Origin of the sequence: Streptomyces sp. NPDC085460, assembly GCF_044541975.1 — a bacterium.
In the GTDB taxonomy this organism is placed as follows: Bacteria; Actinomycetota; Actinomycetes; order Streptomycetales; family Streptomycetaceae; genus Streptomyces.
Map to the genome: position 1 here is coordinate 274153 of NZ_JBITTO010000005.1, position 25555 is coordinate 299707.

At 71.8% G+C, this 25555-nt stretch carries 20 protein-coding genes; 13 read left to right on the forward strand and 7 right to left on the reverse strand.

The window, feature by feature from the left end:
• The first annotated feature begins 63 nt into the window (after nt 1-63).
• On the forward strand, nt 64-354 hold the full coding sequence (locus ACIGHB_RS15075) for a YggT family protein (protein WP_360318781.1): 291 nt from the start codon (nt 64-66) through the stop codon (nt 352-354).
• Between the two features lie 55 nt (nt 355-409).
• Nucleotides 410-1480, forward strand: a complete 1071-nt coding sequence (locus ACIGHB_RS15080) for a DivIVA domain-containing protein (protein WP_360318784.1) — start codon at nt 410-412, stop codon at nt 1478-1480.
• Nucleotides 1481-1868: 388 nt separating this feature from the next.
• On the opposite strand, the gene ileS is transcribed toward ACIGHB_RS15080, so the two are convergent.
• Nucleotides 1869-5006 carry an isoleucine--tRNA ligase gene (gene ileS, locus ACIGHB_RS15085; protein ID WP_399913185.1) on the reverse strand — a complete coding sequence of 1046 codons (3138 nt, stop codon included), beginning with the start codon at nt 5004-5006 and terminating at the stop codon, nt 1869-1871.
• Nucleotides 5007-5566: 560 nt separating this feature from the next.
• On the opposite strand from ileS, the gene ACIGHB_RS15090 reads away from it, so the two are divergent.
• The 6 genes from ACIGHB_RS15090 (at nt 5567) to ACIGHB_RS15115 (ending at nt 11154) form a co-directional block, all read left to right on the forward strand.
• Nucleotides 5567-6706 (forward strand): TraR/DksA C4-type zinc finger protein, encoded by a 1140-nt coding sequence (locus ACIGHB_RS15090; protein ID WP_399913188.1) that lies wholly within the window; start codon nt 5567-5569, stop codon nt 6704-6706.
• Nucleotides 6707-6822: 116 nt separating this feature from the next.
• Entirely contained in the window at nt 6823-7401 is a 579-nt protein-coding gene (gene lspA, locus ACIGHB_RS15095; RefSeq protein ID WP_360318797.1) for a signal peptidase II, read from the forward strand.
• Nucleotides 7402-7444: 43 nt separating this feature from the next.
• Nucleotides 7445-8386 carry an RluA family pseudouridine synthase gene (locus tag ACIGHB_RS15100; protein WP_360318800.1) on the forward strand — a complete coding sequence of 314 codons (942 nt, stop codon included), beginning with the start codon at nt 7445-7447 and terminating at the stop codon, nt 8384-8386.
• Nucleotides 8383-8868 carry a GNAT family N-acetyltransferase gene (locus ACIGHB_RS15105; protein ID WP_399913192.1) on the forward strand — a complete coding sequence of 162 codons (486 nt, stop codon included), beginning with the start codon at nt 8383-8385 and terminating at the stop codon, nt 8866-8868. Before ACIGHB_RS15100 ends, ACIGHB_RS15105 begins: the two co-directional genes overlap by 4 nt.
• 69 nt (nt 8869-8937) lie before the next feature.
• A complete protein-coding gene (locus ACIGHB_RS15110; RefSeq protein ID WP_360318806.1) occupies nt 8938-10524 on the forward strand; it encodes a Na+/H+ antiporter in 1587 nt (528 codons plus the stop codon).
• Nucleotides 10525-10572: 48 nt separating this feature from the next.
• On the forward strand, nt 10573-11154 hold the full coding sequence (locus tag ACIGHB_RS15115; protein ID WP_399913195.1) for a dienelactone hydrolase family protein: 582 nt from the start codon (nt 10573-10575) through the stop codon (nt 11152-11154).
• A gap of 63 nt (nt 11155-11217) precedes the next feature.
• Here ACIGHB_RS15115 and ACIGHB_RS15120 read toward each other — a convergent pair whose 3' ends face one another.
• The 5 genes from ACIGHB_RS15120 to ACIGHB_RS15140 all read right to left on the reverse strand — a co-directional run bounded on the left by ACIGHB_RS15120 (nt 11218) and on the right by ACIGHB_RS15140 (nt 17456).
• Nucleotides 11218-12219: a zinc metalloprotease gene (locus tag ACIGHB_RS15120; protein ID WP_360318812.1), complete on the reverse strand. Its 1002-nt coding sequence runs from the start codon at nt 12217-12219 to the stop codon at nt 11218-11220.
• A 288-nt stretch (nt 12220-12507) separates the two neighbouring features.
• Nucleotides 12508-14157 (reverse strand): alkaline phosphatase D family protein, encoded by a 1650-nt coding sequence (locus ACIGHB_RS15125; RefSeq protein WP_399913198.1) that lies wholly within the window; start codon nt 14155-14157, stop codon nt 12508-12510.
• 357 nt (nt 14158-14514) lie between these two features.
• On the reverse strand, nt 14515-15330 hold the full coding sequence (locus ACIGHB_RS15130) for a DsbA family protein (protein ID WP_399913201.1): 816 nt from the start codon (nt 15328-15330) through the stop codon (nt 14515-14517).
• A 55-nt stretch (nt 15331-15385) separates the two neighbouring features.
• Nucleotides 15386-16069 carry a hypothetical protein gene (locus ACIGHB_RS15135; protein WP_399913203.1) on the reverse strand — a complete coding sequence of 228 codons (684 nt, stop codon included), beginning with the start codon at nt 16067-16069 and terminating at the stop codon, nt 15386-15388.
• 61 nt (nt 16070-16130) lie between these two features.
• Nucleotides 16131-17456: a DUF2252 domain-containing protein gene (locus ACIGHB_RS15140; protein WP_399913206.1), complete on the reverse strand. Its 1326-nt coding sequence runs from the start codon at nt 17454-17456 to the stop codon at nt 16131-16133.
• Between the two features lie 159 nt (nt 17457-17615).
• Between ACIGHB_RS15140 and dnaE the strand changes: the two genes are divergently transcribed.
• On the forward strand, nt 17616-21155 hold the full coding sequence (gene dnaE, locus ACIGHB_RS15145) for a DNA polymerase III subunit alpha (RefSeq protein WP_360318825.1): 3540 nt from the start codon (nt 17616-17618) through the stop codon (nt 21153-21155).
• A gap of 70 nt (nt 21156-21225) precedes the next feature.
• Here the strand turns inward: dnaE and ACIGHB_RS15150 are convergent, their stop codons facing one another.
• Nucleotides 21226-21396 (reverse strand): hypothetical protein, encoded by a 171-nt coding sequence (locus ACIGHB_RS15150; protein ID WP_351100189.1) that lies wholly within the window; start codon nt 21394-21396, stop codon nt 21226-21228.
• A 236-nt stretch (nt 21397-21632) separates the two neighbouring features.
• On the opposite strand from ACIGHB_RS15150, the gene ACIGHB_RS15155 reads away from it, so the two are divergent.
• The 4 genes from ACIGHB_RS15155 to ACIGHB_RS15170 all read left to right on the forward strand — a co-directional run bounded on the left by ACIGHB_RS15155 (nt 21633) and on the right by ACIGHB_RS15170 (nt 25548).
• A complete protein-coding gene (locus ACIGHB_RS15155) occupies nt 21633-22922 on the forward strand; it encodes an NYN domain-containing protein (RefSeq protein ID WP_399913210.1) in 1290 nt (429 codons plus the stop codon).
• Between the two features lie 20 nt (nt 22923-22942).
• Nucleotides 22943-23917: an ABC transporter ATP-binding protein gene (locus ACIGHB_RS15160; protein WP_360319437.1), complete on the forward strand. Its 975-nt coding sequence runs from the start codon at nt 22943-22945 to the stop codon at nt 23915-23917.
• Nucleotides 23918-24074: 157 nt separating this feature from the next.
• Nucleotides 24075-24899, forward strand: a complete 825-nt coding sequence (locus ACIGHB_RS15165) for an ABC transporter permease (protein WP_399913213.1) — start codon at nt 24075-24077, stop codon at nt 24897-24899.
• Between the two features lie 34 nt (nt 24900-24933).
• Nucleotides 24934-25548, forward strand: coding sequence for a DUF2567 domain-containing protein (locus ACIGHB_RS15170; protein WP_360319433.1), 615 nt, complete (start codon nt 24934-24936; stop codon nt 25546-25548).
• The last annotated feature ends 7 nt before the right edge of the window (nt 25549-25555 follow it).

Below are 25555 nucleotides of genomic sequence, written 5' to 3' on the forward strand. Positions count from 1 at the left end.
GGCCGCGAAGGCGGCCGGAGAGCAAGCTGAGAGCCAGAGGGCCAGGGGAGAGGGAACCGCGGGATGGGCGTCGCACTACAGGTGGTCTACATCGCGCTGATGTGCTTCCTCGTCTTCCTGATCTTCCGGCTGGTCATGGACTACGTCTTCCAGTTCGCCCGTTCATGGCAACCCGGTAAGGCGATGGTGGTCGTTCTGGAGGCCACCTACACTGTCACCGATCCACCGCTCAAGCTTCTGCGGCGGCTCATCCCGCCGCTTCGTCTCGGGGGCGTGGCACTCGACCTGTCCTTCTTCGTTCTGATGATCATCGTCTACATCCTCATCTCCGTCGTGAACAACCTCGCGAGGTGAGTGTGGACGATACGGTCCTGCCGACTGCCGACGACTACGTAGAGGTGAAGAAGAGATGCCGCTGACCCCCGAGGACGTGCGGAACAAGCAGTTCACGACCGTCCGCCTTCGAGAAGGCTATGACGAGGACGAGGTCGATGCCTTTCTCGACGAGGTCGAGGCCGAGCTGACCCGCCTGCTCCGCGAGAACGAGGACCTGCGCGCCAAGCTGGCCGCCGCCACGCGCGCGGCCGCGCAGAACCAGCAGCAGGCCATGCGCAAGCCGCCGGAGCCGCAGGACAACCGTCCCGTCGGTCCCGGCGCCCCCGTGCCCGCCGCCATATCCGGTCCGCCGGTCCAGCAGCAGCCGCCGCAGATGGGCCCGCCGCAGCTGCCTTCCGGTGCTCCTCAGCTTCCCGCCGGCCCCATGCAGGGCGGACCCATGGGTCCGGGCCCGATGCAGGGCGGTCCGATGGGTCCCGGCCCGATGCAGGGCGGCCCCATGGGTCACCCGCAGCAGCAGATGCAGCCGCAGCCGCCGCAGCAGCCCGGTGGCGACAGCGCCGCCCGTGTCCTCTCGCTGGCCCAGCAGACCGCCGACCAGGCGATCGCCGAGGCCCGCTCCGAGGCCAACAAGATCGTCGGCGAGGCGCGCTCGCGCGCCGAGGGCCTGGAGCGGGACGCCCGCGCCAAGGCGGACGCTCTTGAGCGGGACGCGCAGGAGAAGCACCGCGTCGCGATGGGCTCCCTGGAGTCCGCCCGCGCCACGCTGGAGCGCAAGGTCGAGGACCTGCGCGGCTTCGAGCGCGAGTACCGGACCCGCCTGAAGTCCTACCTGGAGTCGCAGCTGCGTCAGCTGGAGACCCAGGCGGACGACTCGCTGGCCCCGCCGCGGACCCCGGCCACGGCCTCGCTGCCGCCGGCCCCGTCCATGGCGTCCGCCGGTGCGAGCGCGCCGTCCTACGGCGGCAACGGCCCGATGGGCGGCGGCCCGTCCATGGGTGGTGCCCCGTCCTACGGCGGTCAGCAGCAGATGTCGCCCGCGATGACCCAGCCGATGGCTCCGGTCCGCCCGCAGGCGCCGCAGCCGATGCAGCAGGCGCCGGCGCCGATGCGTGGCTTCCTGATCGACGAGGACGACAACTGAGGCGGCGCCTGAGCGTGCGCTGAGCACGTAGCCGTCGGCAGCCGAAGGGCCAGGACCTGGATCACTCCAGGCACCTGGCCCTTCGCCGTGCCGCCGTTCTCTCCGTGTGGGCATACGTTCCGCTAGGGCGGAACGGGTGGGCACACGGGACGGCGCGCTCGGCCGCGCCCAGGCTTCCGTGCCTGAACCTGGCGCACTGGTGCGGCGCTCTCAGGGTGCGGGTCCAGGCTCGGAAGCGGAGGCACCCGCAAAGGTGCCGTTCCGTTGTGCCCACCCGTTCCGCCCCAGCGGAACGATTGCCCACAACGGAACGGGGGCGCGCCACAACGGGAACGGGAAGGGCCCCGCACCCCCTAGGGGGTGCGGGGCCCTTCCGCGTGCCGTGGGGTCAGGACTTGCGGAGGTGGAAGGTGAGGGCGAGGGGCTCGTCCGTGAAGGCGGGGCCGTAGCCCTCGGAGGGAGCGCCCTCCGCGTAGTCGCTCGCCAGGACCTCGTCCGCGATCAGGCCCGCGTGGACCTGGAGCGCCTCCGCCGTCTCCGGGGACGTCGAGACCCAGCGCAGCGCGATGCGGTCGGCGACGTCGAGGCCGCTGTTCTTGCGGGCCTCCTGGATGAGGCGGATCGCGTCCCGGGCGAGGCCGGCCTTGCGGAGCTCCGGGGTGATCTCCAGGTCCAGCGCGACCGTCGCGCCGGCGTCGGAGGCGACCGACCAGCCCTCGCGCGGGGTCTCCGTGATGATGATCTCCTCGGGGGTGACGGTGATCGTCTCGCCGTTCACCTCCAGGCTCGCCTCGCCGTCCCGCAGCGCCAGCGCCAGTGCTGCCGCGTCGGTCGCGGCCACGGCCTTGGCGACGTCCTGGACGCCCTTGCCGAAGCGCTTGCCGAGCGCCCGGAAGTTGGCCTTGGCGGTGGTGTCGACCAGCGAGCCGCCGACCTCGGAGAGGGAGGCGAGGGAGGTGACGTTCAGCTCCTCGGTGATCTGGGCCTGGAGTTCGGGCGACAGGGCGGCGAAGCCGGTCGCCGCCACCAGCGCGCGGGAGAGCGGCTGGCGGGTCTTCACCCCGGACTCGGCGCGGGTCGCGCGGCCCAGCTCGACCAGGCGGCGGACGAGCGCCATCTGCTCGGAGAGGGTGCCGTCGATCAGCGCCGCGTCGGCCTCCGGCCAGGTGGCGAGGTGGACGGACTCGGGGGCGTCCGGGGTGACCGGGACGACCAGGTCCTGCCAGACCCGCTCGGTGATGAACGGGGTCAGCGGGGCCATCAGCCGGGTGACCGTCTCGACGACCTCGTGCAGGGTCCGCAGGGCCGCCTTGTCGCCCTGCCAGAAGCGGCGGCGGGAGCGGCGCACGTACCAGTTGGAGAGGTCGTCGACGAAGGCGGAGAGGAGCTTGCCGGTGCGCTGGGTGTCGTACGCCTCCATCGCCTCGGTGGCCTCGGCGACGAGCGTGTTGAGCTCGGAGAGCAGCCACCGGTCGAGGACGGAGCGGTCGGCCGGGGCCGGGTCGGCGGCGGACGGCGCCCAGCCGGACGTACGGGCGTACAGGGCCTGGAAGGCGACCGTGTTCCAGTACGTGAGGAGGGTCTTGCGGACGACCTCCTGGATGGTGCCGTGGCCGACGCGGCGGGCCGCCCAGGGGGAGCCGCCGGCCGCCATGAACCAGCGGACGGCGTCGGCGCCGTGCTGGTCCATCAGCGGGATCGGCTGGAGGATGTTGCCGAGGTGCTTGGACATCTTGCGGCCGTCCTCGGCGAGGATGTGGCCGAGGCAGACCACGTTCTCGTACGAGGACTTGTCGAAGACGAGCGTGCCGACGGCCATCAGCGTGTAGAACCAGCCGCGGGTCTGGTCGATGGCCTCGGAGATGAACTGGGCCGGGTAGCGGCTCTCGAACAGCTCCTTGTTCTGGTACGGGTAGCCGTACTGCGCGAACGGCATGGAGCCCGAGTCGTACCAGGCGTCGATGACCTCGGGGACGCGCGTGGCGGTCTTCGCGCAGCTGGGGCACGGGAAGGTGACGTCGTCGATGTACGGGCGGTGCGGGTCGAGGCCCGACTGGTCGGTGCCGGTCAGCTCGGTCAGCTCGGCGCGCGAGCCGACGCACGTCAGGTGGTCGTCCTCGCAGCGCCAGATCGGCAGCGGGGTGCCCCAGTAGCGGTTGCGGGAGAGCGCCCAGTCGATGTTGTTGTTCAGCCAGTCGCCGAAGCGGCCGTGCTTGACGGAGTCGGGAAACCAGTTGGTGTTCTCGTTCTCCTGGAGCAGGCGGTCCTTGACGGCGGTGGTGCGGATGTACCAGGACGGCTGCGCGTAGTAGAGCAGGGCCGTGTGGCAGCGCCAGCAGTGCGGGTAGCTGTGCTCGTACGGGATGTGCCGGTAGAGCAGGCCGCGCGCGTCGAGGTCGGCGGTGAGCGCCTCGTCGGCCTTCTTGAAGAAGACGCCGCCGACCAGGGGCACCTCCTCCTCGAAGGTGCCGTCGGGGCGGACCGGGTTGACGACCGGCAGGCCGTACGCCTTGCAGACCTTGAGGTCGTCCTCGCCGAAGGCGGGGGACTGGTGGACGAGACCGGTGCCGTCCTCGGTGGTGACGTACTCGGCGTTGACGACGTAGTGGGCCGGGGCGTCGAAGGGGACCAGCTCGAAGGGGCGCTGGTAGGTCCAGCGCTCCATCTCCTTGCCGGTGAAGGACTCGCCGGTGGTGACCCAGCCCTCGCCGAGGGCCTTGTCGAGCAGCGGCTCGGCGACGACCAGGCGCTCGTCGCCGTCGGTGGCGACGACGTAGGTGACCTCGGGGTGGGCGGCGACGGCCGTGTTGGACACGAGGGTCCACGGGGTCGTCGTCCAGACCAGGAGGGCGGCCTTGCCGGCGAGCGGGCCGGAGGTCAGCGGGAAGCGGACGAAGACGGAGGGGTCGACGACGGTCTCGTACCCCTGGGCCAGCTCGTGGTCGGAGAGGCCGGTGCCGCAGCGGGGGCACCAGGGGGCGACGCGGTGGTCCTGGACGAGCAGGTCCTTGTCGAAGATCTGCTTGAGCGACCACCAGACCGACTCGATGTACGAGGGGTCCATGGTCCGGTAGGCGTCGTCGAGGTCGACCCAGTAGCCCATGCGGGTCGTGAGCTCGGCGAAGGCGTCGGTGTGGCGGGTCACCGACTCGCGGCACTTCGCGTTGAACTCCGCGATGCCGTACTCCTCGATGTCCTTCTTGCCGGAGAAGCCGAGTTCCTTCTCGACGGCGAGCTCGACGGGGAGGCCGTGGCAGTCCCAGCCGGCCTTGCGGGCCACGTGGTAGCCGCGCATGGTGCGGAAGCGGGGGAAGACGTCCTTGAAGACGCGGGCCTCGATGTGGTGGGCGCCCGGCATGCCGTTGGCGGTGGGCGGGCCCTCGTAGAAGACCCACTCGGGGCGGCCCTCGGACTGCTCCAGGGTCTTGGCGAAGACCTTGTTCTCCTGCCAGAAGTCGAGCACGGCGTGCTCGAGCGCGGACAGGTCGACCTGGGCGGGCACCTGGCGGTACTGCGGCGTGGTCATGCGGCGGACTCTCCTCCGGACGGACATTTCCTGCTTCCGTCGGAGGGACGAGAGCCGTGCTCCCGCGGTACCACCCTCCTTGGCTCCGGGCGTGGCCGTCCGTAGCCCCCTCATTGGGGTCGCGACACCGGGTCTAGTCACCGCGCTTCGTGGTGCGTGTCCACGCGGCTTTCTTCCGGCAGCTCCGGGGTGATGCTTCGCATCGGGCTCGCCCCCGGGCTCTCACCGTCCCCGGGTCGCTCATGGCTGCGTACGACGCTACTGGTCCCCATCGACGCCTCTCGCTGAGGCCAGTGTACGGGGCGCGGGGGTGCCGGGCCGACCGGATTGCGGGTGACCCGAATGGGCACATGGGGTGGTCCGGGGTCGGTGGGGGCCATGTGGGGGAGCGGGCGGGTGGATAACCCGGCGGGGAGTTGGGCACCACTCCTCACGGGTCCGCGCCGAGGGCCGCGGGGCGGGCGGAATGGGCGGCGTGCCCCGTTGCCGCGCGCCTTGGGCCGATTTATCGTCCCAGCACGATGCGCGAGCAAGATCACAAAATGTGAAGGGGCCGCGACATGGTGGCGAAGAAGACCGCCGCGAAGCAGTCCCCGGCCGGCGCCGGGGACCCCGGACCCGCCGGTTCCCCGGGCGATCCCGCGCCCCCCGGGGGCGCGCCCGGGGAGCACCCGGCGTCCCGGCCGGCCGCCGGGCCGGGCACCGCGACGTCCGCCGCCAGGAAGGCCCCGGCGAAGAAGGCCGCCGCGAAGAAGGCGGTGGCGAAGAAGGCGGTGGCGAAGAAGACGGCGCGGAAGGTCGCGGACGCGGTACCGGAGGAGTCCGCCGGGGACACGGGCGCGGCGGGAACGGCGGCCCCCGCCGGGAAGGAATCCGCCGAGAAGGCCCCCGCCGAGAAGGCCGCATCCAAGAAAGGCCCCGCCAAGAAAGCCGCGGCCAAGAAAGCTCCGGCCAAGAAAGCCGCAGCCAAGAAAGCTCCGGCCAAGAAAGCCTCCGCCAAGAAGGCCACGGCCGGGAAGACGGCCGCGGAGAAGGCCGTCGGGGAGGGGTCGGCGGGGGGCGGTTCGGTGAACCGCGCCGTGGGGAAGACCGCCGCCCGGGCCGAGCCGGACGCCGGAGCCGAGGCCGGAGAGGTGGCCGAGGCCGGTGCCGGTGAGCCGGGTGGGAACAGATCCGTGAAGAAGACCGGCGGCCGGAAGGCCGCCGCGAAGAAGCAGACAGGAGCCAGGACGGTGGCAGCGAAGAAGACCGCGGGTGGCGTCACGACCGCCGACGACGAGGCGGCCGTGCCCCCGGCGCGTACCGGCGAGCTCGCGGTACGGCCCGGCGAGGACCCGTGGACGCCGGAGGAGGTCGCGGAGGCCCGCAGCGAGCTCCAGGCCGAGGTGCTGCGGCTCCGCAGCGAGCTGGTCCACTCCCAGGAGGAGCTGACCGGCCTCATGCGGGACTCCGGGGACGGGGCGGGCCACGACGAGGCCGACACCGGCACCAAGAACATCACCCGCGAGCACGAGCTGGCCCTGGCGGCGAACGCGCGGGAGATGCTGGAGCAGAGCGAGCACGCCCTGGAGCGGCTCGACGCCGGCACGTACGGTCTCTGCGAGGTCTGCGGAAAGCCCATCGGGAAGGCCCGCATGCAGGCGTTCCCCCGCGCCACCCTGTGCGTGGAGGACAAGCAGAAGCAGGAGCGGCGCGGCTAGACCCGCGGCGGGACCGTCCCGGCGTGCGGGACCGGTGGTACGGGCTGCCGGTCTCGTACGTCTGTGCCGTACCCTCGGGGCACGGTCAGGCAACGAGGTACGAGGGACTCACTCACGTGGCAGAGGCGGAGAGCGTCATCGGTACGCCGGATTCAGCAGGGGCCGAGGATTCGGCCGGCCAGGAGCGGCGGCCCGAGGAGGCGCCCAGGGGCAAGCGGCGGGTCGTCGCGCTCTTCGTCGTGGCGGTCCTCGCGTACCTGCTCGACCTCGGCAGCAAGATCGTCGTGGTGGAGAAGCTGGAGGGCCGCGAGCCCATCAAGGTCATCGGGGACCTGCTCCGCTTCGAGGCGATCCGCAACCCGGGCGCGGCCTTCGGCATGGGCGAGGCGTTCACGATCGTCTTCACCGTGATCGCGGCGGCCGTCATCGTGGTGATCATCCGGCTGGCCCGCAAGCTCTACAGCCTGCCCTGGGCGATCGCGCTCGGCCTGCTGCTCGGCGGCGCGCTCGGCAACCTCACCGACCGCCTGTTCCGCTCGCCGGGCGTCTTCGAGGGCGCGGTCGTGGACTTCATCGCCCCGGCGCACTTCGCCGTCTTCAACCTCGCCGACTCGGCGATCGTCTGCGGCGGCATCCTGATCGTCATCCTGTCCTTCCGGGGCCTGGACCCGGACGGCACCGTCCACAAGGACTGAGCGGGCAGGACCGAGCACTCCCGGCACAAGGCATACTCGACGGGTGAGCACGAGTCCCGAGATCCGCACCCTGCCCGTTCCCGATGGCCTGGAGGGCGAGCGCGTCGACGCCGCCATCGCCCGTATGTTCGGGTTTTCCCGTACGAAGGCGGCCGAGCTCGCCGCCGCGGGGAAGGTCCAGGTCGACGGCGCCGTCGTCGGCAAGTCCGAGCGGGTGAGCGGCGGCGCGTGGCTGGAGGTCGAGATGCCGGGCGCCCCCGCGCCCGTGCAGATCGTCGCCGAGCCCGTGGAGGGCATGGAGATCGTCCACGACGACGACGACATCGTGGTGATCACCAAGCCGGTCGGGGTCGCGGCCCACCCGAGCCCCGGCTGGACCGGCACCACCGTGATCGGCGGTCTGGCCGCCGCCGGCTACCGGATCTCCACCTCCGGCGCCGCCGAGCGCCAGGGCATCGTCCACCGGCTCGACGTCGGCACCTCCGGCCTGATGGTGGTCGCCAAGTCCGAGTACGCGTACACCTCGCTCAAGCGCCAGTTCAAGGAGCGCACGGTCGACAAGCGCTACCACGCGCTGGTCCAGGGCCATCCGGACCCGCTGAGCGGCACCATCGACGCGCCGATCGGCCGGCACCCGAACCACGACTACAAGTGGGCCGTGACCGCCGACGGCAAGCCGTCCGTCACCCACTACGACCTGATCGAGGCGTACCGGGCGGCCTCGCTGCTCGACATCAAGCTGGAGACCGGCCGCACCCACCAGATCCGGGTGCACATGTCCGCCCACCGCCACCCCTGCGTCGGCGACCTCACCTACGGCGCCGACCCGACCATGGCCAAGCGCCTCGGGCTGACCCGCCAGTGGCTGCACGCGGTCCGGCTGGGCTTCGAGCACCCCGGCGACGGGCAGTGGGTCGAGTTCGCGTCCACCTACCCGGACGACCTGCGCATCGCCCTGGACCGCATCGAGGCGGAGAGCCGGTGAGCGAGGCGTACGCGGTCCGCGAGGCGTACGCGGTCCGCGAGGCCGTGGGCGAGGGCGACCTGGAGGCGTGCTTCGCGGTCCGCCGCGAGGTCTTCGTCGAGGAGCAGGGCGTGCCGCGGGAGCTCGAGTACGACACGTACGACTCCACCGCCGTGCACGTCCTCGCGGTCCGCGCGGACGGGGTGCCGCTGGGCACGGGCCGGCTGCTGCACGGGGCCGACGCGGCCGGCAAGACCGGCGCGGACGCCTCCGTGGGCTCGCTCGGCCGGCTCGCGGTCACCGGGGCCGCGCGCGGCCTCGGGGTCGGCGCGGCGCTGGTCAGGGCCATCGAGGACGCGGCCCGTGAGCGCGGTCTGACCGCGGTCGACCTGCACGCCCAGACCCAGGCCCTCGGCTTCTACGAGCGGCTGGGCTACGTGGCGTACGGCGGGGAGTTCCCGGACGCGGGCATCCCGCACCGGGCGATGCGACGCGCGCTCTGACGGCACGCGTCCGCTTCCCACCAGGGGGGTAAACGCCGCCAAAACGGACGTACGTGACAGGGTGGGGCCGTGGATCAATTGGCCCTCCTGTTCCTGCTGCTCCTCGGCGCCGTGCTCACCGTCCCCCTGGGGGAGCGGCTGGGGCTGCCCGCGCCCGTCCTGATGACGCTCCTCGGGATCGTGCTGGCCTTCCTGCCCTTCGTGCCGAACGTCGACATCCCGCCCGAGTTCATCCTGCCGCTGGTGCTGCCGCCGTTGCTCTACGCCTCCGTGCAGCGCACCTCCTGGCGGCAGTTCGCGGCGAACCGGCGGCCGATCTTCCTGCTCGCGGTCGCCCTGGTCTTCGTCACCACGGCCGCCGTCGGCGCGGTCGCGAACGTGCTGGTGCCCGCCATCCCGCTGGCCGCCGCGCTCGCGCTCGGCGCCCTGGTCGCGCCGCCCGACCCGGTCGCGGCGACCGCCGTGGCCGGCTCGCTCGGGCTGCCCCGGCGGCTGGTGTCGATCCTGGAGGGCGAGGGTCTTTTCAACGACGTGACCGCGATCGTGCTCTACCACGTGGCCATCGCGGCCGTGGTGAGCGGCGAGTTCTCCTGGCCGGAGGCGCTGGGGGAGCTGGTCCTCTCGGCGGTCGTCGCGGTCGCCGTCGGCCTCGCGCTCGGCTGGGTCACCAACAAGCTGATGGGCTTCCTCGGCGACGCCACCCTCCAGACCGGGCTCACCCTCCTCGTCCCCTTCGTCTCCTACGTCCTCGCCGAGGAGCTGCACGGCTCCGGCGTGCTCGCGGTCCTCGTCACCGCGCTCTTCCTCGCCGAGTACGCGGTCGACGCCGACGACGTGATGGGGCGGCTCGCCGGGCAGACCTTCTGGGAAGTCGTCGACACCCTCGTCACCGGCATCGCCTTCGGCCTCATCGGCCTCGAACTGATCCATGTCTTCGGGGTCGCGGAGGGCCGGACCGGCGAGATGCTCGGCTGGGGCGCCGTGATCGTCGGCGTGGTCGTCGGGGTCCGGCTGCTCTGGCTGCTCCCCGCCACCTGGCTGGCGAAGCGGCTGCACGACCGCAGGGACGTGGCCGAGGAGATCCCGATGAGCTGGCGCGAGACCGTCGTCATGTGGTGGTCCGGGATGCGCGGGGTGGCGTCCGTGGCGCTGGCCCTCGCCATCCCGCGGACCACCGAGGACGGCTCTCCCTTCCCCGGCCGCGACGAGCTGATCTTCATCGCCTTCTGCGTGATCATGGCCACGCTCGTCGCCCAGGGGCTGACCCTGCCCTGGCTGGTCCGCAAGCTCGGGGTGAAGGCCGACGCGGAGGCCGAGCGCGCCTTCGAGCGCGAGCTGGCCATCCGCGCCGCCAAGGCGGCGAAGCGGCGCCTGAAGGAGATCGAGGACTTCGAGGAACTGCCCGAGGAGCTCGCCGAGCGGCTCCAGCGCGGGGCCTACGACATCGGGGGGCGGATCAGCCCGGACATGGTGGACGAGGAGCGGCGGGCCGCCTTCACGGAGCGGGCCGAGCGGATGAGGAAGATGCAGTCGATCCAGCGGGAGATGATGTCGGCCGCCCGGCACGCCGTCCTCTCCGCGCGCAGCGAGCCCGGCGCGGACCCCGAGGTGGTCGACCGGGTGCTGCGGCAGCTGGACGTCCGGTCGCTGCGCTGACCTGCCGCTTCCGGGGAACCGCCGCCGGCGGGTGGCAGGATGGCGGGCATGGACATCATGCTCTTCCACTCGGTGCACGGGGTGCGCCCGGCCGTCGAGGCCGCCGCCGAACGGCTGCGGGCCGCCGGCCACCAGGTCTGGGTGCCGGACCTCTTCGACGGCTGGACGACCGAATCGGTCGAGGAGGGCATGGCGAAGAAGGACGCGATCGGCTCCGACGAGCTGCTGAAGCGCGCGGTGCTCGCCGCCGCCCCCTACTCGGACCGCGGCCTCGTCTACGCGGGCTTCTCCTTCGGCGCCTCGGTCGCGCAGACCCTGGCGCTCGGCGACGACAAGGCCCGCGGGCTGCTGCTGCTCCACGGCACCTCGGACCTCGCGCCGGACGCCTCGGTGGACGAGCTCCCGGTCCAGCTGCACGTGGCCGAGCCCGACCCGTTCGAGACGGACGACTGGCTCTCCGCCTGGTACCTCCAGATGCGGAAGGCGGGCGCGGACGTGGAGGTCTACCGCTACCGGGGCGCGGGACACGTGTACACGGACCCGGACCTGCCGGACTGGGACGCCGAGGCGGCGGAGCGGACCTGGGCGATCGCCCTCGACTTCCTCGACGGACTGGACGAGGAGCGCTAAGACGGGGACGGCCCCCGGGGGAGGGGTTCCCCCGGCGGCCGTTCGTCGTGCGCGGACGGGCCGTCAGCCGCGGTACGCGGTCCAGTGGTCGTTCATCCGGGTCACCTGGCCCGACGTGAACTGGTACATGCAGGAGTCGTACGTGTAGTCCATGAAGTTGTGGATCGGGTCCGCGCCGGACTTGTTGGCGCAGGAGTCGCGGCCGGTCGGGCACTCGTAGGCCGGGGACTTCTCGGCCGGGGTGTCGCCGACGTAGTCGCCGCTGCCGTTACAGCCGCCCTGGAAGGTGTGGTAGAGGCCCATCCAGTGGCCGACCTCGTGCGTGCCGGTGTCGCCCTGGTTGTAGTTGGTCGCGTTGCCGCCCGGGAGCGAGCCGTCGAGGAGGACGACGCCGTCCATCGACGGGTTGGAGGCGTACGAGGACGGGAAGGTCGCCCAGCCGAGCAGGCCGCCGCTGAGGTTGGCGGTGTAGATGTTCAGCGCGTTTGAGCCGCCCTTGCGGAGCGTCTGCTTCATCTGCTTCTCGGCGGTGGAGCCGGAGGCCAGGTTGTACCAGCTCGCCTTGTCCGTGTAGTCGGTGCCGGCCAGCGAGAACCGGAAGTTGGTGTCCACGTTGCCGGTGCCCTGGCCGCCGAAGGCCGAGTTGAGCACGTTCATCTGGTTGTTGATGGAGGTGGCGCTCAGCTTGCCCGCCGTACCGCTGTGGACGACGTGGAAGTAGACCGGGATGGTCACCACGGCGGCGGCGTCGGCCTGGGCGCTCACCCGGCCGTTCGACCGGGCGGCGGCCAGCTTCTTGCGCAGGTCGTCGTCCATGGCCTTGGCCTTGGCGGCGGTGACCTCGTTGGGCTCGTGGGCGTGGCTCTCGGCGCCGCGCTCCTTGCGGGCTCCGGAGAGGGCGGCCGTGTCGTCGGCGCACTCCTCGGCGGAGGCGCCGGCCAGGGTGGGGGACGCCTGGGCGACGACGGGGGCGGAGAAGGGCGCCAGGGCCAGGGTTCCGGCCAGGACGGCGGTGCCGAGTACACGACGTGAGGTACGCGGCGATATACGGACAAGAGCACGCACAGGTGACTCCTCGCGGGGGGTGTGTGGAGAGGCACTTCCTCGCCACGGCGGGGAGATTACGCGTCCATGTCAGGTCTCGTTGAGCAGTGATCAGGCCCAATCATCCGTACGGCAATTCGGGTCATCGGGAAGAAATTCTTCGGTGGCTTCCGGAGTTTGAGACGTCGACGTAACGAATGGCGCACCGGTGGCGGGTGGTGTGTCCGGATTCGAGCCTCCGGAGCCACCACCCGCCCTCAGTCATGTGATCTTCCGTTAACACGGAGGATCATGGCTGAAAATCGACGGTCAGCCGACCGGCTGGTACACCCGCTCGACACGCTGCGTACCGCTGAGCGTCCGGTAGGAGCGGGTCCACGAGGCCGTCGCGGCCGGATCGCGCTTGTCGGAGACCGTGTAGTAGTCCATCTGCGAGCGCTCGGCGGTCACGTCGAGGACGCCGTAGCCGTGGTGGTCCATGTCCACCCACTTCACGTGGCGGTTGGCCGCCTTCACCGCGCCCGAGGCCACCACCGAGAGCGTGCCCGGGGCCACGTTCAGCAGGTCGTCCAGATTGTCCGAGGTCACCGACGTCACCACGAACTCGGTGGCCACCGAGGCGGAGAAGGGGTACGTGGCGGCCTTGGCCGGCACGTCGTTGGCCCACGCCATGTGGATGTCGCCGGTCAGGAAGACGGTGTTCCTGATCGCCCGGGAGCTCAGGTGACCGAGCAGTTCCTTGCGGTCGTCGGTGTAGCCGTCCCACTGGTCGACGTTGACCGCGATCCCCTCGGCCGGCAGCCCGAGCAGCTCCGCGAGCGGCTTCAGCAGGTGCGCGGGGAGCGAGCCGAAGGCGACCGGCGAGATCATCACCGAGGTGCCGACCAGCTGCCAGGCGGCGTCCGAACCGGCCAGACCGGACTTCAGCCAGTCGAGCTGCGCCCGGCCGGTGAGCGTACGGTCGGGGTCGTCGACCGAGCCGGAGCCGGTCTTGGCCTGGGCGGAGCGGAACGACCGCAGGTCCAGGAGGTGCAGATCGGCCAGCCTGCCGAAGCGGATCCGGCGGAAGACCGTGCCCTCGGTGGAGGCGCGGACCGGCATCCACTCGAAGTAGGCCCGCTTGGCGGCGGCGACCCGGGCGGCCCACTCGCCCTCGGCGCCGGGCGTGTGGTTCTCGGCCCCGCCGGTCCAGGCGTCGTTGGCGAACTCGTGGTCGTCCCAGATGGCCACCACGGGGTGGGCCGCGTGCAGCGCCTGGAGGTCCGGGTCCGTCTTGTACCGGCCGTGGCGGGTGCGGTAGTCGGCCAGCGAGACGATCTCGTGGCGCGGCTCGTGCGCCCGGACGGTGTCCTCCGCCTTCGGGTAGACCCCGCTCGCGTACTCGTAGATGTAGTCGCCCAGGTGCAGGATGGCGTCCAGGTCGGCCCGGCCCGCGAGATGGCGGTAGGCGGAGAAGTGGCCGGCCTCGTAGTTGGCGCAGGACACCACGCCGAAGCGGACGCCCGGCGTGGCGGCGTCGGTGGCCGGGGCGGTGCGGGTCCGGCCGGTGGCGGAGACGCCGGCGCCCGCGGTGAAGCGGAAGAAGTAGGTGGTGGCCGGGCGCAGTCCGCGGACGTCGGCCTTGACCGTGTGGTCGGCGGCGGCGCCGGTGGAGGCCGAACCCGAGGCGGCGATCCGGGTGAAGGCGCGGTCCTCGGCCACCTCCCAGTCGACGCGGAGGTCCGCGCCGAGCCCGGAGCCGGGCACGGCCTCGGGGGAGGGGGTGACGCGCGTCCAGAGCAGGACGCCGTCGGGGAGCGGGTCGCCCGAGGCGACCCCGTGCAGGAAGGCGGGCGCCGGTGCGTCCGCGAGGGCCGGCGAGGCCGCGCCGAGCAGAGCGGGCGCGGTGACGGCGGTGACGGCGGCGGCCTTGACGACCGTGCGCCGCGTGGGGGCAGGAGATATGGAGTGACTGGTCACGGCCAGTCAGATTACTGACGGGTACGAAAGGTTGACAGGCGGAATCCGGAAAGTTCTCCCGGGTTTCGCCCGCAGCTCACGACGATGTCCCGGCGCACCCCCCGTCCCCCGGCCGCGCGGGCCGGGGGACGGGGGGACGGAGGGCCGGGGAGCGGTACGGGCGAGGAGCCGTACGGCCGGGAATCGGCCGGGAATCGGCCGGGAATCGGCCGGGAATCGGCCGGGAATCGGCCTGGAATCGGCCGGGAATCGGCCTGGAATCAGCCGGGATTCAGCCCGAATCAGCCGGTAATCAGCCCGAATCAGCCGGGATTCAGCCGGCAATCAGCCAGGAGTCAGCCGGGCTTCAGCCGGGATTCAGCCGGCGAGCACCGGCTTCAGCGCCGCTTCGAACGCCTCGGCCGTCATCGGCGGGTTCTCCGAGCCCTCGGCGGTCAGGGTCTTGCCGTCCATCTTCAGCGTCGGCGTGCCCCGCACACCGCTGTCGTCGAAGGACTTCGACATCTTCATCGCCCAGGCGTCGAAGGTGCCGTCCTCCACGTTCTTCTTGAAGGCGGCGTTCCCCTTCAGCGCGGGGACGGTGTCCGCGACCTCCAGCAGGTAGGAGTCCTTCCCGAACTTGTCCTCGGTCTCCTCCGGGTGCCACTGCGGGGAGTACAGGGCCGCCTTGTACTTCAGGAACGCCTCCGGGCTGACGTCGAGCGCCGCGCCCAGCGCGGAGAGCGCGTTCTTCGACCCCTCGCCCTGGGCCATGTCGTCGATGAAGGTCGCGCCCACGTACCGGACCTTGTACTTGCCCGCCTCGACGTCCTTCTCGACGGTGGGGCCGACGGCCTGCTCGAAGGTCGCGCAGACCGGGCAGCGCGAGTCCTCGTACAGCTCCAGGGTCTTCTTCGCCGACTCCTTGCCGATGACGACGGTGGTGCCGTTCTCGCCCTCGGTGTTCTTCGGGGCCGTGACCGACTTGGCGTCGGCGGCGGTCTCCCACGCGGTGGGCTGGTTGGCCTGGACGACCGCGTAGCCGATGCCGCCGGCCACGGCGAGCACCGCCACCGCCGAGACACCGACGATCAGCTGCCGGCGGGTCCGGTCCTTCTTCGCCTGGCGCTCGCGCTCCGCGCGCAGACGCTCGCGGGCGGCAGCCTTGTTGGCCTGGTTGTTGCGTGCACTCATGATCGTGAATCTCCGGAAGAAAGGGAGGAAAGGGGGACTGGGGAGGGCCGCGCGCTCAGACGAGAGCGAGCGACCCCCGCGGCGGTCCCCGCCGCCCCACGGAGTGCACGAGCAGCCGGGTGCGGGAGGCACGCGGCCGGGGCGCCGGACGGACCGGACCCGGCGCCGCCGGACGGTCCCCGCCCGCCAGGGCCGCGAGCAGCTCCAGCGGCCGGAAGGCCGAGGCCGCCACCGCGCCGAGCAGCCGCGCCAGCGCCCGCTCCCCGCCGCGCAGCCAGCAGGCCGCCGAGAGGCCGACCAGCACATGGGCTCCCAGCAGCAGCCACGGCAGCGCCGGATCGGAGGAGGCGAGCACCGCCGCGGCACCGTCCCGCGGCGCGACGACCCCCGGCAGCGGCGTGCCGACGGCCCCGCCGCACAGCACCTCCACCCCGAGGGACCGCAGCGCGCCGGCGACCGGCCCGCCGGCGGGGCCGTAGCAGGCCGTCTGCCCGGAGGTGAAGAGCGTGTCGGCGGCCAGCTCCAGCGGGACGAGCAGCCCCGCGATCGGGCCGAAGCCGCGCTCCCGGCCGGCCAGCGCGTACGCCGCGGCGAAGACGCCGGCGGCGACCGGCAGGACCGTGACCAGCGGCAGCGGCGCCTGCGAGAGCAGCACATGGGACGCCACGGACAGCGTCACGGCCAGTGCCGTGAAGACCGCCGCCCGCAGCGCCCTCAGCCGCGTCCCTGCCATGTCCATCGTCGGACGAGTCTGCCACGGAGCGTCGTAAGCGGTCGCTAAGGAGAAGCTGTGGTTCCGGCTACAGGCCCGGTATCCGGCCGTTGCGGAAGAGGTCCACGAAGATCTGGTGGTCGGCACGCGCGCGTGCCCCGTACGCGTGGGCGAACTCCACCAGGAGCTCGGGGAAGCCCTCCTCGTCGGCCGCGATCGCCTCGTCGATGGCCCGCTCGGTGGAGAACGGCACCAGCGAGTGGCCGCTCGACTCGTCCGCCGCCGCGTGCATGGTCGCGGTCGCCCGGCCCAGGTCGGCCACGGTCGCCGCGATGTCCTGCGGGTCGTCGATGTCCGACCAGTCCAGGTCCACCGCGTACGGCGACACCTCGGCGACCAGCTGCCCGGCGCCGTCCAGCTCCGTCCAGCCCAGCCACGGGTCGGCGTGCGCCTGGAGCGCCCGCTGCGAGATCACCGTGCGGTGCCCCTCGTGCCGGAAGTAGCCCCGCACCGCCGGATCCGTCACGTGCCGCGAGACCGCGGGGGTCTGCGCCTGCTTCATGTAGATCACGACGTCGTTCTCCAGGGCGTCGCTGTGCCCCTCCAGGAGGATGTTGTACGAGGGGAGGCCGGCCGAGCCGATGCCGATCCCGCGCCGCCCGACCACGTCCTTCACCCGGTACGAGTCGGGGCGGACCAGGCTCGACTCCGGCAGGGTCTCCAGATAGCCGTCGAAGGCCGTCAGCACCTTGTAGCGGGTCGCCGCGTCCAGCTCGATCGCGCCGCCGCCGGGCGCGAAGCGGCGCTCGTACTCCCGTATCGCGGTCATCGAGTCCAGCAGCCCGAAGCGGGTCCGCGCGCGGGCCGCGCGGAGCGCCCCGAGGAGCGCGCCGTCGGCCGTCTCCAGGGTGAAGCCGGGCACCTCGTCGCCCTTGGCGCCGCCGGCCAGGGCGTGGATCCGCTCCCGGTAGGCGGCCGCGTAGATCCGGACCAGGTCGGTGATCTGCCCGTCGCTCAGCGCCTTGCCGTAGCCGATCAGGGCCAGGGAGGCGGCGAGCCGCTTGAGGTCCCAGGTGTAGGGCCCCACGTACGCCTCGTCGAAATCGTTCACATTGAAGATCAGGCGCCCGTTGGCATCCATGTAGGTGCCGAAGTTCTCCGCGTGCAGATCGCCGTGGATCCACACCCGGGCGGTCCGCTCGTCCAGGAACGGGCCGCCGTGGGCCTCCCGCTCCAGGTCCCGGTAGAAGAGGCAGGCGGTGCCCCGGTAGAACGCGAAGGCGGATCCGGCCATCTTCCGGAACTTGACCCTGAAGGCCGCGGGGTCGGCGGCGAGCAGCTCGCCGAAGGCGGTGTCGAAGACGGCGAGGATCTGCTCACCGCGCTCCGCGGCGGCGGGCTGGGGGACCGGCATCGAGCGTGCCTCCTGAGTGCGAGACTGGTCATGACAAATGGGACAGGTGTTCCACCTCACCCAACGCGCGACCCTAGCCGTCAGTGCCCGACTCCTGTCACTCGTCCGACGTAGACTTCACCGCTGTCCCCCCAGAAGTTCGTCGCCGGAGGCACCCCCGTGACCAAGCCGCCCTTCACGCACCTCCACGTCCACACCCAGTACTCCCTGCTGGACGGTGCCGCGCGGCTGAAGGACATGTTCAACGCGTGCAACGAGATGGGCATGACGCACATCGCCATGTCCGACCACGGCAACCTGCACGGCGCGTACGACTTCTTCCACTCCGCGAAGAAGGCGGGCGTGACGCCGATCATCGGCATCGAGGCGTACGTCGCCCCCGAGTCCCGGCGGAACAAGCGCAAGATCCAGTGGGGCCAGCCGCACCAGAAGAGGGACGACGTCTCCGGCTCCGGCGGCTACACCCACAAGACGATCTGGGCGGCGAACGCCACCGGACTCCACAACCTCTTCAAGCTCTCCTCCGACGCCTACGCCGAGGGCTGGCTCCAGAAGTGGCCCCGGATGGACAAGGAGACCATCTCCCAGTGGTCGGAGGGGCTCATCGCCTCCACCGGCTGCCCCTCCGGCGAGCTCCAGACCCGGCTCCGCCTCGGCCAGTTCGACGAGGCCCTGAAGTCGGCCTCCGAGTACCAGGACATCTTCGGCAAGGACCGCTACTTCCTGGAGCTGATGGACCACGGCATCGAGATCGAGCGCCGGGTCCGCGACGGGCTCCTGGAGATCGGCAAGAAGCTCGGCATCCCGCCGCTGGTCACCAACGACTCGCACTACACGTACGCGCACGAGTCGACCGCGCACGACGCCCTGCTCTGCATCCAGACCGGCAAGAACCTCTCCGACCCGGACCGGTTCCGCTTCGACGGGACCGGCTACTACCTCAAGTCCACGGACGAGATGTACGCCATCGACTCCTCGGACGCCTGGCAGGAGGGCTGCCGCAACACCCTCCTGGTCGCGGAGCAGGTCACCACCGAGGGCATGTTCGTCGAGAAGAACCTCATGCCGAAGTTCGAGATCCCGGAGGGGTTCACCGAGGTCACCTGGTTCCGCGAGGAGACCATGCGGGGCATGCACCGCCGGTTCCCCGGCGGCATCCCGGAGGACCGCCTGAAGCAGGTCGAGTACGAGATGGACACGATCATCTCGATGGGCTTCCCCGGCTACTTCCTCGTCGTCGCCGACTTCATCATGTGGGCGAAGAAGCAGGGCATCGCCGTGGGCCCCGGCCGAGGCTCGGCCGCCGGCTCGATCGTCGCGTACGCCATGGGCATCACCGACCTCGACCCGATCCCGCACGGACTGATCTTCGAGCGCTTCCTCAACCCCGAGCGCATCTCCATGCCCGACGTCGACATCGACTTCGACGAGCGCCGGCGCGTCGAGGTCATCCGGTACGTCACGGAGAAGTACGGCTCCGACAAGGTCGCCATGATCGGCACCTACGGCAAGATCAAGGCGAAGAACGCCATCAAGGACTCCGCGCGCGTCCTCGGCTACCCCTACGCCATGGGCGACCGGCTCACCAAGGCCATGCCCGCCGACGTCCTCGGCAAGGGCATCGACCTCAACGGCATCACCGACCCCTCGCACCCCCGGTACAGCGAGGCCGGCGAGATCCGCGCGATGTACGAGAACGAGCCCGACGTCAAGAAGGTCATCGACACCGCCCGCGGCGTCGAGGGCCTGGTCCGGCAGATGGGCGTGCACGCCGCCGGCGTGATCATGTCCAGCGAGCCCATCGTCGACCACGCTCCGATCTGGGTGCGCCACACCGACGGCGTGACCATCACGCAGTGGGACTACCCCCAGTGCGAGTCGCTCGGCCTGATCAAGATGGACTTCCTGGGCCTCAGGAACCTCACGATCATGGACGACGCCGTCAAGATGGTGAAGGCCAACAAGGGCGTCGACCTCGACCTGCTGGCCCTCCCGCTGGACGACCCCAAGACGTACGAGCTGCTCTGCCGCGGCGACACCCTCGGCGTCTTCCAGTTCGACGGCGGCCCCATGCGGTCGCTGCTGCGTCTGATGAAGCCGGACAACTTCGAAGACATCTCCGCCGTGTCCGCGCTCTACCGCCCGGGCCCGATGGGCATGAACTCGCACACCAACTACGCCCTGCGCAAGAACAAGCAGCAGGACATCACCCCGATCCACCCGGAGCTGGAGGAGCCGCTCCGCGAGGTCCTGGACGTCACCTACGGCCTCATCGTGTACCAGGAGCAGGTGCAGAAGGCCGCCCAGATCATCGCCGGCTACTCGCTCGGCGAGGCCGACATCCTCCGCCGCGTCATGGGCAAGAAGAAGCCCGAGGAGCTGGCGAAGAACTTCGTCATCTTCCAGGAGGGCGCGAAGAAGAACGGCTACAGCGACGAGGCCATCCAGGCCCTCTGGGACGTGCTGGTCCCCTTCGCCGGCTACGCCTTCAACAAGGCGCACTCCGCCGCGTACGGCCTGGTCTCCTACTGGACCGCCTACCTCAAGGCGAACCACCCCGCCGAGTACATGGCGGGCCTGCTGACCTCGGTCAAGGACGACAAGGACAAGTCCGCGGTCTACCTCAACGAGTGCCGCCGGATGGGCATCAAGGTCCTCCCGCCGAACGTGAACGAGTCCGAGGCGAACTTCGCCGCCCAGGGCGACGACGTCATCCTCTTCGGCCTCTCCGCCGTGCGGAACGTCGGCACCAACGTCGTCGAGTCGATCATCAGGTCGCGCAAGACGAAGGGGAAGTACTCCTCCTTCCCCGACTTCCTCGACAAGGTCGAGGCCGTCGTCTGCAACAAGCGGACCATCGAGTCGCTGATCAAGGCCGGCGCCTTCGACGAGATGGGCCACACCCGCAAGGGCATGGTCGCCCACCACGAGCCGATGATCGACAACGTGGTCGCGGTCAAGCGCAAGGAGGCCGAGGGACAGTTCGACCTCTTCGGCGGCATGGGCGAGGAGGCGAGCGACGAGCCCGGCTTCGGCCTCGACGTCGAGTTCTCCGACGTCGAGTGGGAGAAGTCCTACCTGCTCGCCCAGGAGCGGGAGATGCTCGGCCTGTACGTCTCCGACCACCCGCTCTTCGGCATCGAGCACATCCTGTCCGACAAGACGGACGCGGCGATCTCCCAGCTCACCGGCGGCGAGCACGCCGACGGCGCGGTCGTCACCATCGGCGGCATCATCTCCGGCCTCCAGCGGAAGATGACCAAGCAGGGCAACGCCTGGGCCATCGCCACCGTCGAGGACCTGGCCGGCTCCATCGAGTGCATGTTCTTCCCCGCCACCTACCAGCTGGTCTCCACCCAGCTGGTGGAGGACACGGTCGTCTTCGTGAAGGGCCGCCTCGACAAGCGCGAGGACGTGCCCCGGCTCGTCGCCATGGAGCTGATGGTCCCCGACGTGTCGAACGCCGGGACCAACGCGCCGGTGATCCTCACCATCCCCACCGTCAAGGTCACCCCGCCGATGGTGAGCCGACTGGACGAGATCCTCCGCCACCACAAGGGCAACACCGAGGTGCGGATCAAGCTCCAGGGCCCCCGCTCCACCACCGTCCTCCGCCTCGACCGGCACCGGGTGACGGCCGACCCCGCCCTCTTCGGCGACCTCAAGGTCCTGCTCGGCCCCTCCTGCCTGGCCGGCTGAACCGGACCCGCACACGCGCAAGGGGCGCGCCCGTCGTCACGGGCGCGCCCCTTTGCCGTACGTCCGGGCGTCAGTTGTGGCCGAAGCGCTTCTGACGGCCCTTCCGTGCCATGTCACCGGGGGTGACCTGGGAGGCACGGTTCTCGGCCTGGGACTCCATCGACGACTGCTGCGCCTGCTGGGCACCGCGCTCGGCCGGCGACTGCTGCTTCTGACGGTTCTGGTTGCGGTTCTTGGCCATGGGGATGATGCCTCCTCGAAGGGATCTAGGGGCCAGGGCCGCTGTCAGACTCACACACGGGAGAAACCGCCGCATGTTGGATCATTACGGTCGGTGAGGGCGCCCCTCGCGCCAAGGGCCCGGCGCTCCGCCACGCCGATGATCCAGTTCCGGCCGTCAACCCCCGGGCCGTCGGGCAGACTCGACCAATACCCGGAACACCTGAGATCCCGAGAACGGCCGAGATCCGAAAGAAGGTGGAGCACGTGGACCGATGCGTCGTCCTGGTGGACGCCGGCTATCTGCTGGGGGCCGCCGCCAGCCTGCTCGCCGGAGAGCCGGCCCGCTCCCGCATCAGCGTGGACCACGCCGGGCTCATCCAGCAGTTGCGGGATCGGGCCGAGACCGAGACCGGCCTCCCGCTCCTGCGGATCTACTGGTTCGACGGCGCGCCCGACCGGGTGCCCCAGCCCGAGCACCGCCGGCTCCGCGTGATGCCCCGGGTCACCGTCCGGCTGGGCGCCCTGACCCGCAGCGACGGCCGCTGGGCCCAGAAGGGCGTCGACGCGGCCATGCACACCGAGCTCACCGAGCTGGCCCGCAACCGCGCCTGCACCGACATCGTCCTCGTCACCGGCGACGGCGACCTGCTGCCCGGCCTCATGTCCGCCAAGGAGCACGGCGTCGCCGTCCACCTCTGGGCCGTCCAGGCCGCCGACGGCGACTACAACCAGTCCGAGGACCTGGTCGCCGAGGCCGACGAGCGCCGGGTCCTCGACCGCGCCTGGATCACCCGCGCGGTCCGCGCCAAGGACCTCACCGGCGTCTGCGCCCCGCCCCCGGTGCCCCGCCCCGAGATCGCCGCCATCCTCTCCGCCCCGCTGCCCGAGGCCGCCCTCGCCTCCGCCGAACGGGCCGCCGAAGCAGCCGCGGAGGCCCGCGCGCGCGGCGCCCGGCAGGCCGGCGACGGGGCCCCCGGACCCACCGCCGACGGCCACGGCCCCGCCGTCCCGGCCCCCGCCCCCGGCAAGGCCGTCCCCACCCCCAAGGACCTCGCGGGACTACGCCCCGCCGCCGCCTCGCACCCCCCGGCCCCCCAGTCGGCCAGCGCCCTGCGCTGGTCCTCCGACCGGGGCTGGGTCGAGCGGCCCGCGACCGCGCTCGGCGAACCGCCCGAGACCGCCTCGCTGCCCACCCTCGCCCAGCTCACCAGCGCCGAGCAGCGCTGGGCCGACCGCGAGGAGGACATCACCACCGTCGGCGGCGACCCCTTCGAGGTCGGGCAGGTGTTCGCCCGGCGGTGGCTGGAGCGGCTCCCCGAGCAGAGCCACGTCCAGCGGCTCTCCGTCCTCTACCCCCGCATCCCGCACCGCATCGACGGCGAACTCCTCCGCTACGCGGCCCGGTTCGGCCTCCTCGCCCACAAGGACGACCAGATCGACGAGCACGACCGCTACGCCATCCGCGCCGGATTCTGGCGCGAGATCGACGTCCGCGCCGCCACCGAACACGCCCCCGCGCCCGGACCCGGCCCGGCGACCCCGTAGGCTCTTCCCCCGTGAGTACGGTGTGCGTGGTGCGGGACCTGGTCAAGACGTACCCCGCCACGCGCGGCGGGCGCCGAGCCCCGGCGACCCCCGAGGTGCGGGCCACCGACGGGATCAGCCTCGACGTGCGCGGCGGCGAGATCTTCGGCCTGCTCGGCCCCAACGGCGCCGGCAAGTCCACCCTGGTCCGCCAGCTGACCGGCCTGATGCGCCCCGACTCCGGCTCCGTCACCCTCCTCGGGCACGACCTCGTCCGCCACCCCGAGCGCGCCGCCCGCCTCCTCGCCTACCTCGGCCAGGAGTCGACCGCCCTCGACGAGCTGACCGTCGCCCTCGCCGCGGAGACCACCGGACGGCTGCGCGGCCTCACCGCCGCCGAGGCCCGCGCCGAGCGGGACGCGGTCCTCGGCGAACTGGGCCTCGCCGAGCTCGCCGAACGCCCCCTCAAGAAGCTCTCCGGCGGCCAGCGCCGGCTCGCCTGCTTCGCCACCGCCCTCGTCGGGCACCGGCCCGTCCTCGTCCTCGACGAGCCCACCACCGGCATGGACCCGGTCGCCCGCCGGGCCGTCTGGGCCGCCGTCGACCGCCGCCGCGCCGACCACGGCACCACCGTCCTGCTCGTCACCCACAACGTCATCGAGGCCGAGACCGTCCTCGACCGGGTCGCCGTCCTCGACCGCGGCCGGGTGATCGCCTGCGACACCCCCGCCGGGCTGAAGGAGCGCGTCGCGGACGAGGTCCGCGTCGAGCTGGTCTGGCGCGAGACCGCCCCGCTCCACGTCCCCGAGGTCGCCGCCCTGCGCCCGTCCGCCGAAGAGACCGGCCGCCGCTGGGTCCTCCGGCTCGCCCCCGACGCGGCCCGCGCCGCCGTCGCCGCCGTCACCGGCGGAGCCGCCTTCGCGGCCCTCGACGACTTCACCCTCGCCACGCCCAGCCTGGAGGACGTCTACCTCGCCCTCGGCGGCGCCGCCCGCGAAGGGCTGGTGAAGGCGTGACCCCCTCCCGTACGCGCGTGACCCCCTCCCGTACCCGCGTGACCCCCTCCCGTACGCACCGCGCCCGCACCGCCCGTACGCACCCGATGCACCCCGCCTCCCGCACCACCGGCGTGATCCCCCACGTGCCGCACGTCACCCCCAGGAGCTGTCCGCGTTGAGCACCCTGCCCGCCGAGGCCCTGCCGGCCGGCGTGCCGGCCACGACGGCCCGGGACGCCGAGGAGGCCGCGCCCCTCGCCCCGCCCGCCCGGCTGCTGCCGTCCCTCGCCGCTGTCTACAAGGCGCAGCTCTCCCGGGCCCGGGTCGCCCGCATCCCGCTGCTCTTCGTCGCCACCTTCCAGTCCATCGGGATCATGATCCTGATGCGCGGGGTCGTCGACGGCGGTTCCGAGGCCCGCGCCGTCGTGGCCGGCTCCACCGTCCTCGTCGTCGCCTTCGTCGCCCTCAACCTGCTCGCCCAGTACTTCGGCCAGCTCCGGGCCACCGGCGGCCTCGACCACTACGCCACCCTGCCCGTGCCGCCCGCCGCCGTGGTCCTCGGCGCCGCCGCCGCGTACGCCTCCTTCACCGTCCCCGGCACGCTCGTCACCGCCGTCACCGGCGCCGTCCTCTTCGGGCTGCCGCTCGGGCACCTGTGGCTGCTCGCCGCCGTCGTCCCGCTCTCCGGCGCCGCCCTCGCCGGACTCGGCGCCGCCCTCGGCCTGCTCGCCCCCCGCCAGGAACTGGCCACCCTCCTCGGCCAGCTCGGCATGTCCGCCGCGCTGCTCCTCGGGGTGCTGCCGGCCGAGCGGATGCCGGCGCCGATCGGCTGGGCGCGGGACCTGCTGCCGTCCACGTACGGGGTCGAGGCGTTCGCCCGTGCCTTCGACCGGCACCCGGACTGGGCGGCCGTCGCCCTCGACCTGGCCGTCTGCGGTGCCGTCGGCGTCCTCTCGCTGGCCGTCGCCACCTGGGCCTACCGCAGGGCCGCGGTCCGCTGAGGCGGGCCACGGGCACACCTGGCACGATGGCGGGGTGACCGCACCCCTGACACCCTCCCAGCCGCCCCCGCACGACCCCGCGTGGCCCCCGCCGCCCCCGCCCCACCAGGGCCCGGGCGGTGACCCGATCACCGGGGCCGAGGTCGTCCAGGGGCTGGTGGTGACGGCCGCCTCCGCGCTCGCCGGAGCCGTGCTCGGCGTGCTCTGGCTGTGGCTCGCGCCCTCGGTCCAGCTGATCTCCGACGGCGAGGGCGTCTATCTGCGGAACTCCGAGGGGGAGGCCGCGATCGGCGCCGACGGCACCTTCGTCCTCCTGGCCCTCGCCTTCGGCGCGGTCGCCGGACTCGTCGTCTTCCTCGCCCGGCGCAAGGGCGGCGTCCCGCTCGTCCTGGGCCTGGCCGTCGGCGGCGTCCTCGGCTCGCTGCTCGCCTGGTGGCTGGGGACGAAGCTGGGCCCGACCTCCGACGTGATCGCGCACGCCAAGGCCGTCGGCCCCGAGGTCGTCTTCGACGCCCCGCTGAAGCTCCAGATGGGCGCCGCGGCGATGCTGGCCTGGCCGCTCGCCGCGATGATCGTCCACCTGGTCCTGACCGGGATCTTCGGCCCCCGCGACCCGGAGCCCGGCCCCTGGGACCCGTACAAGCGCTGACGGCCCC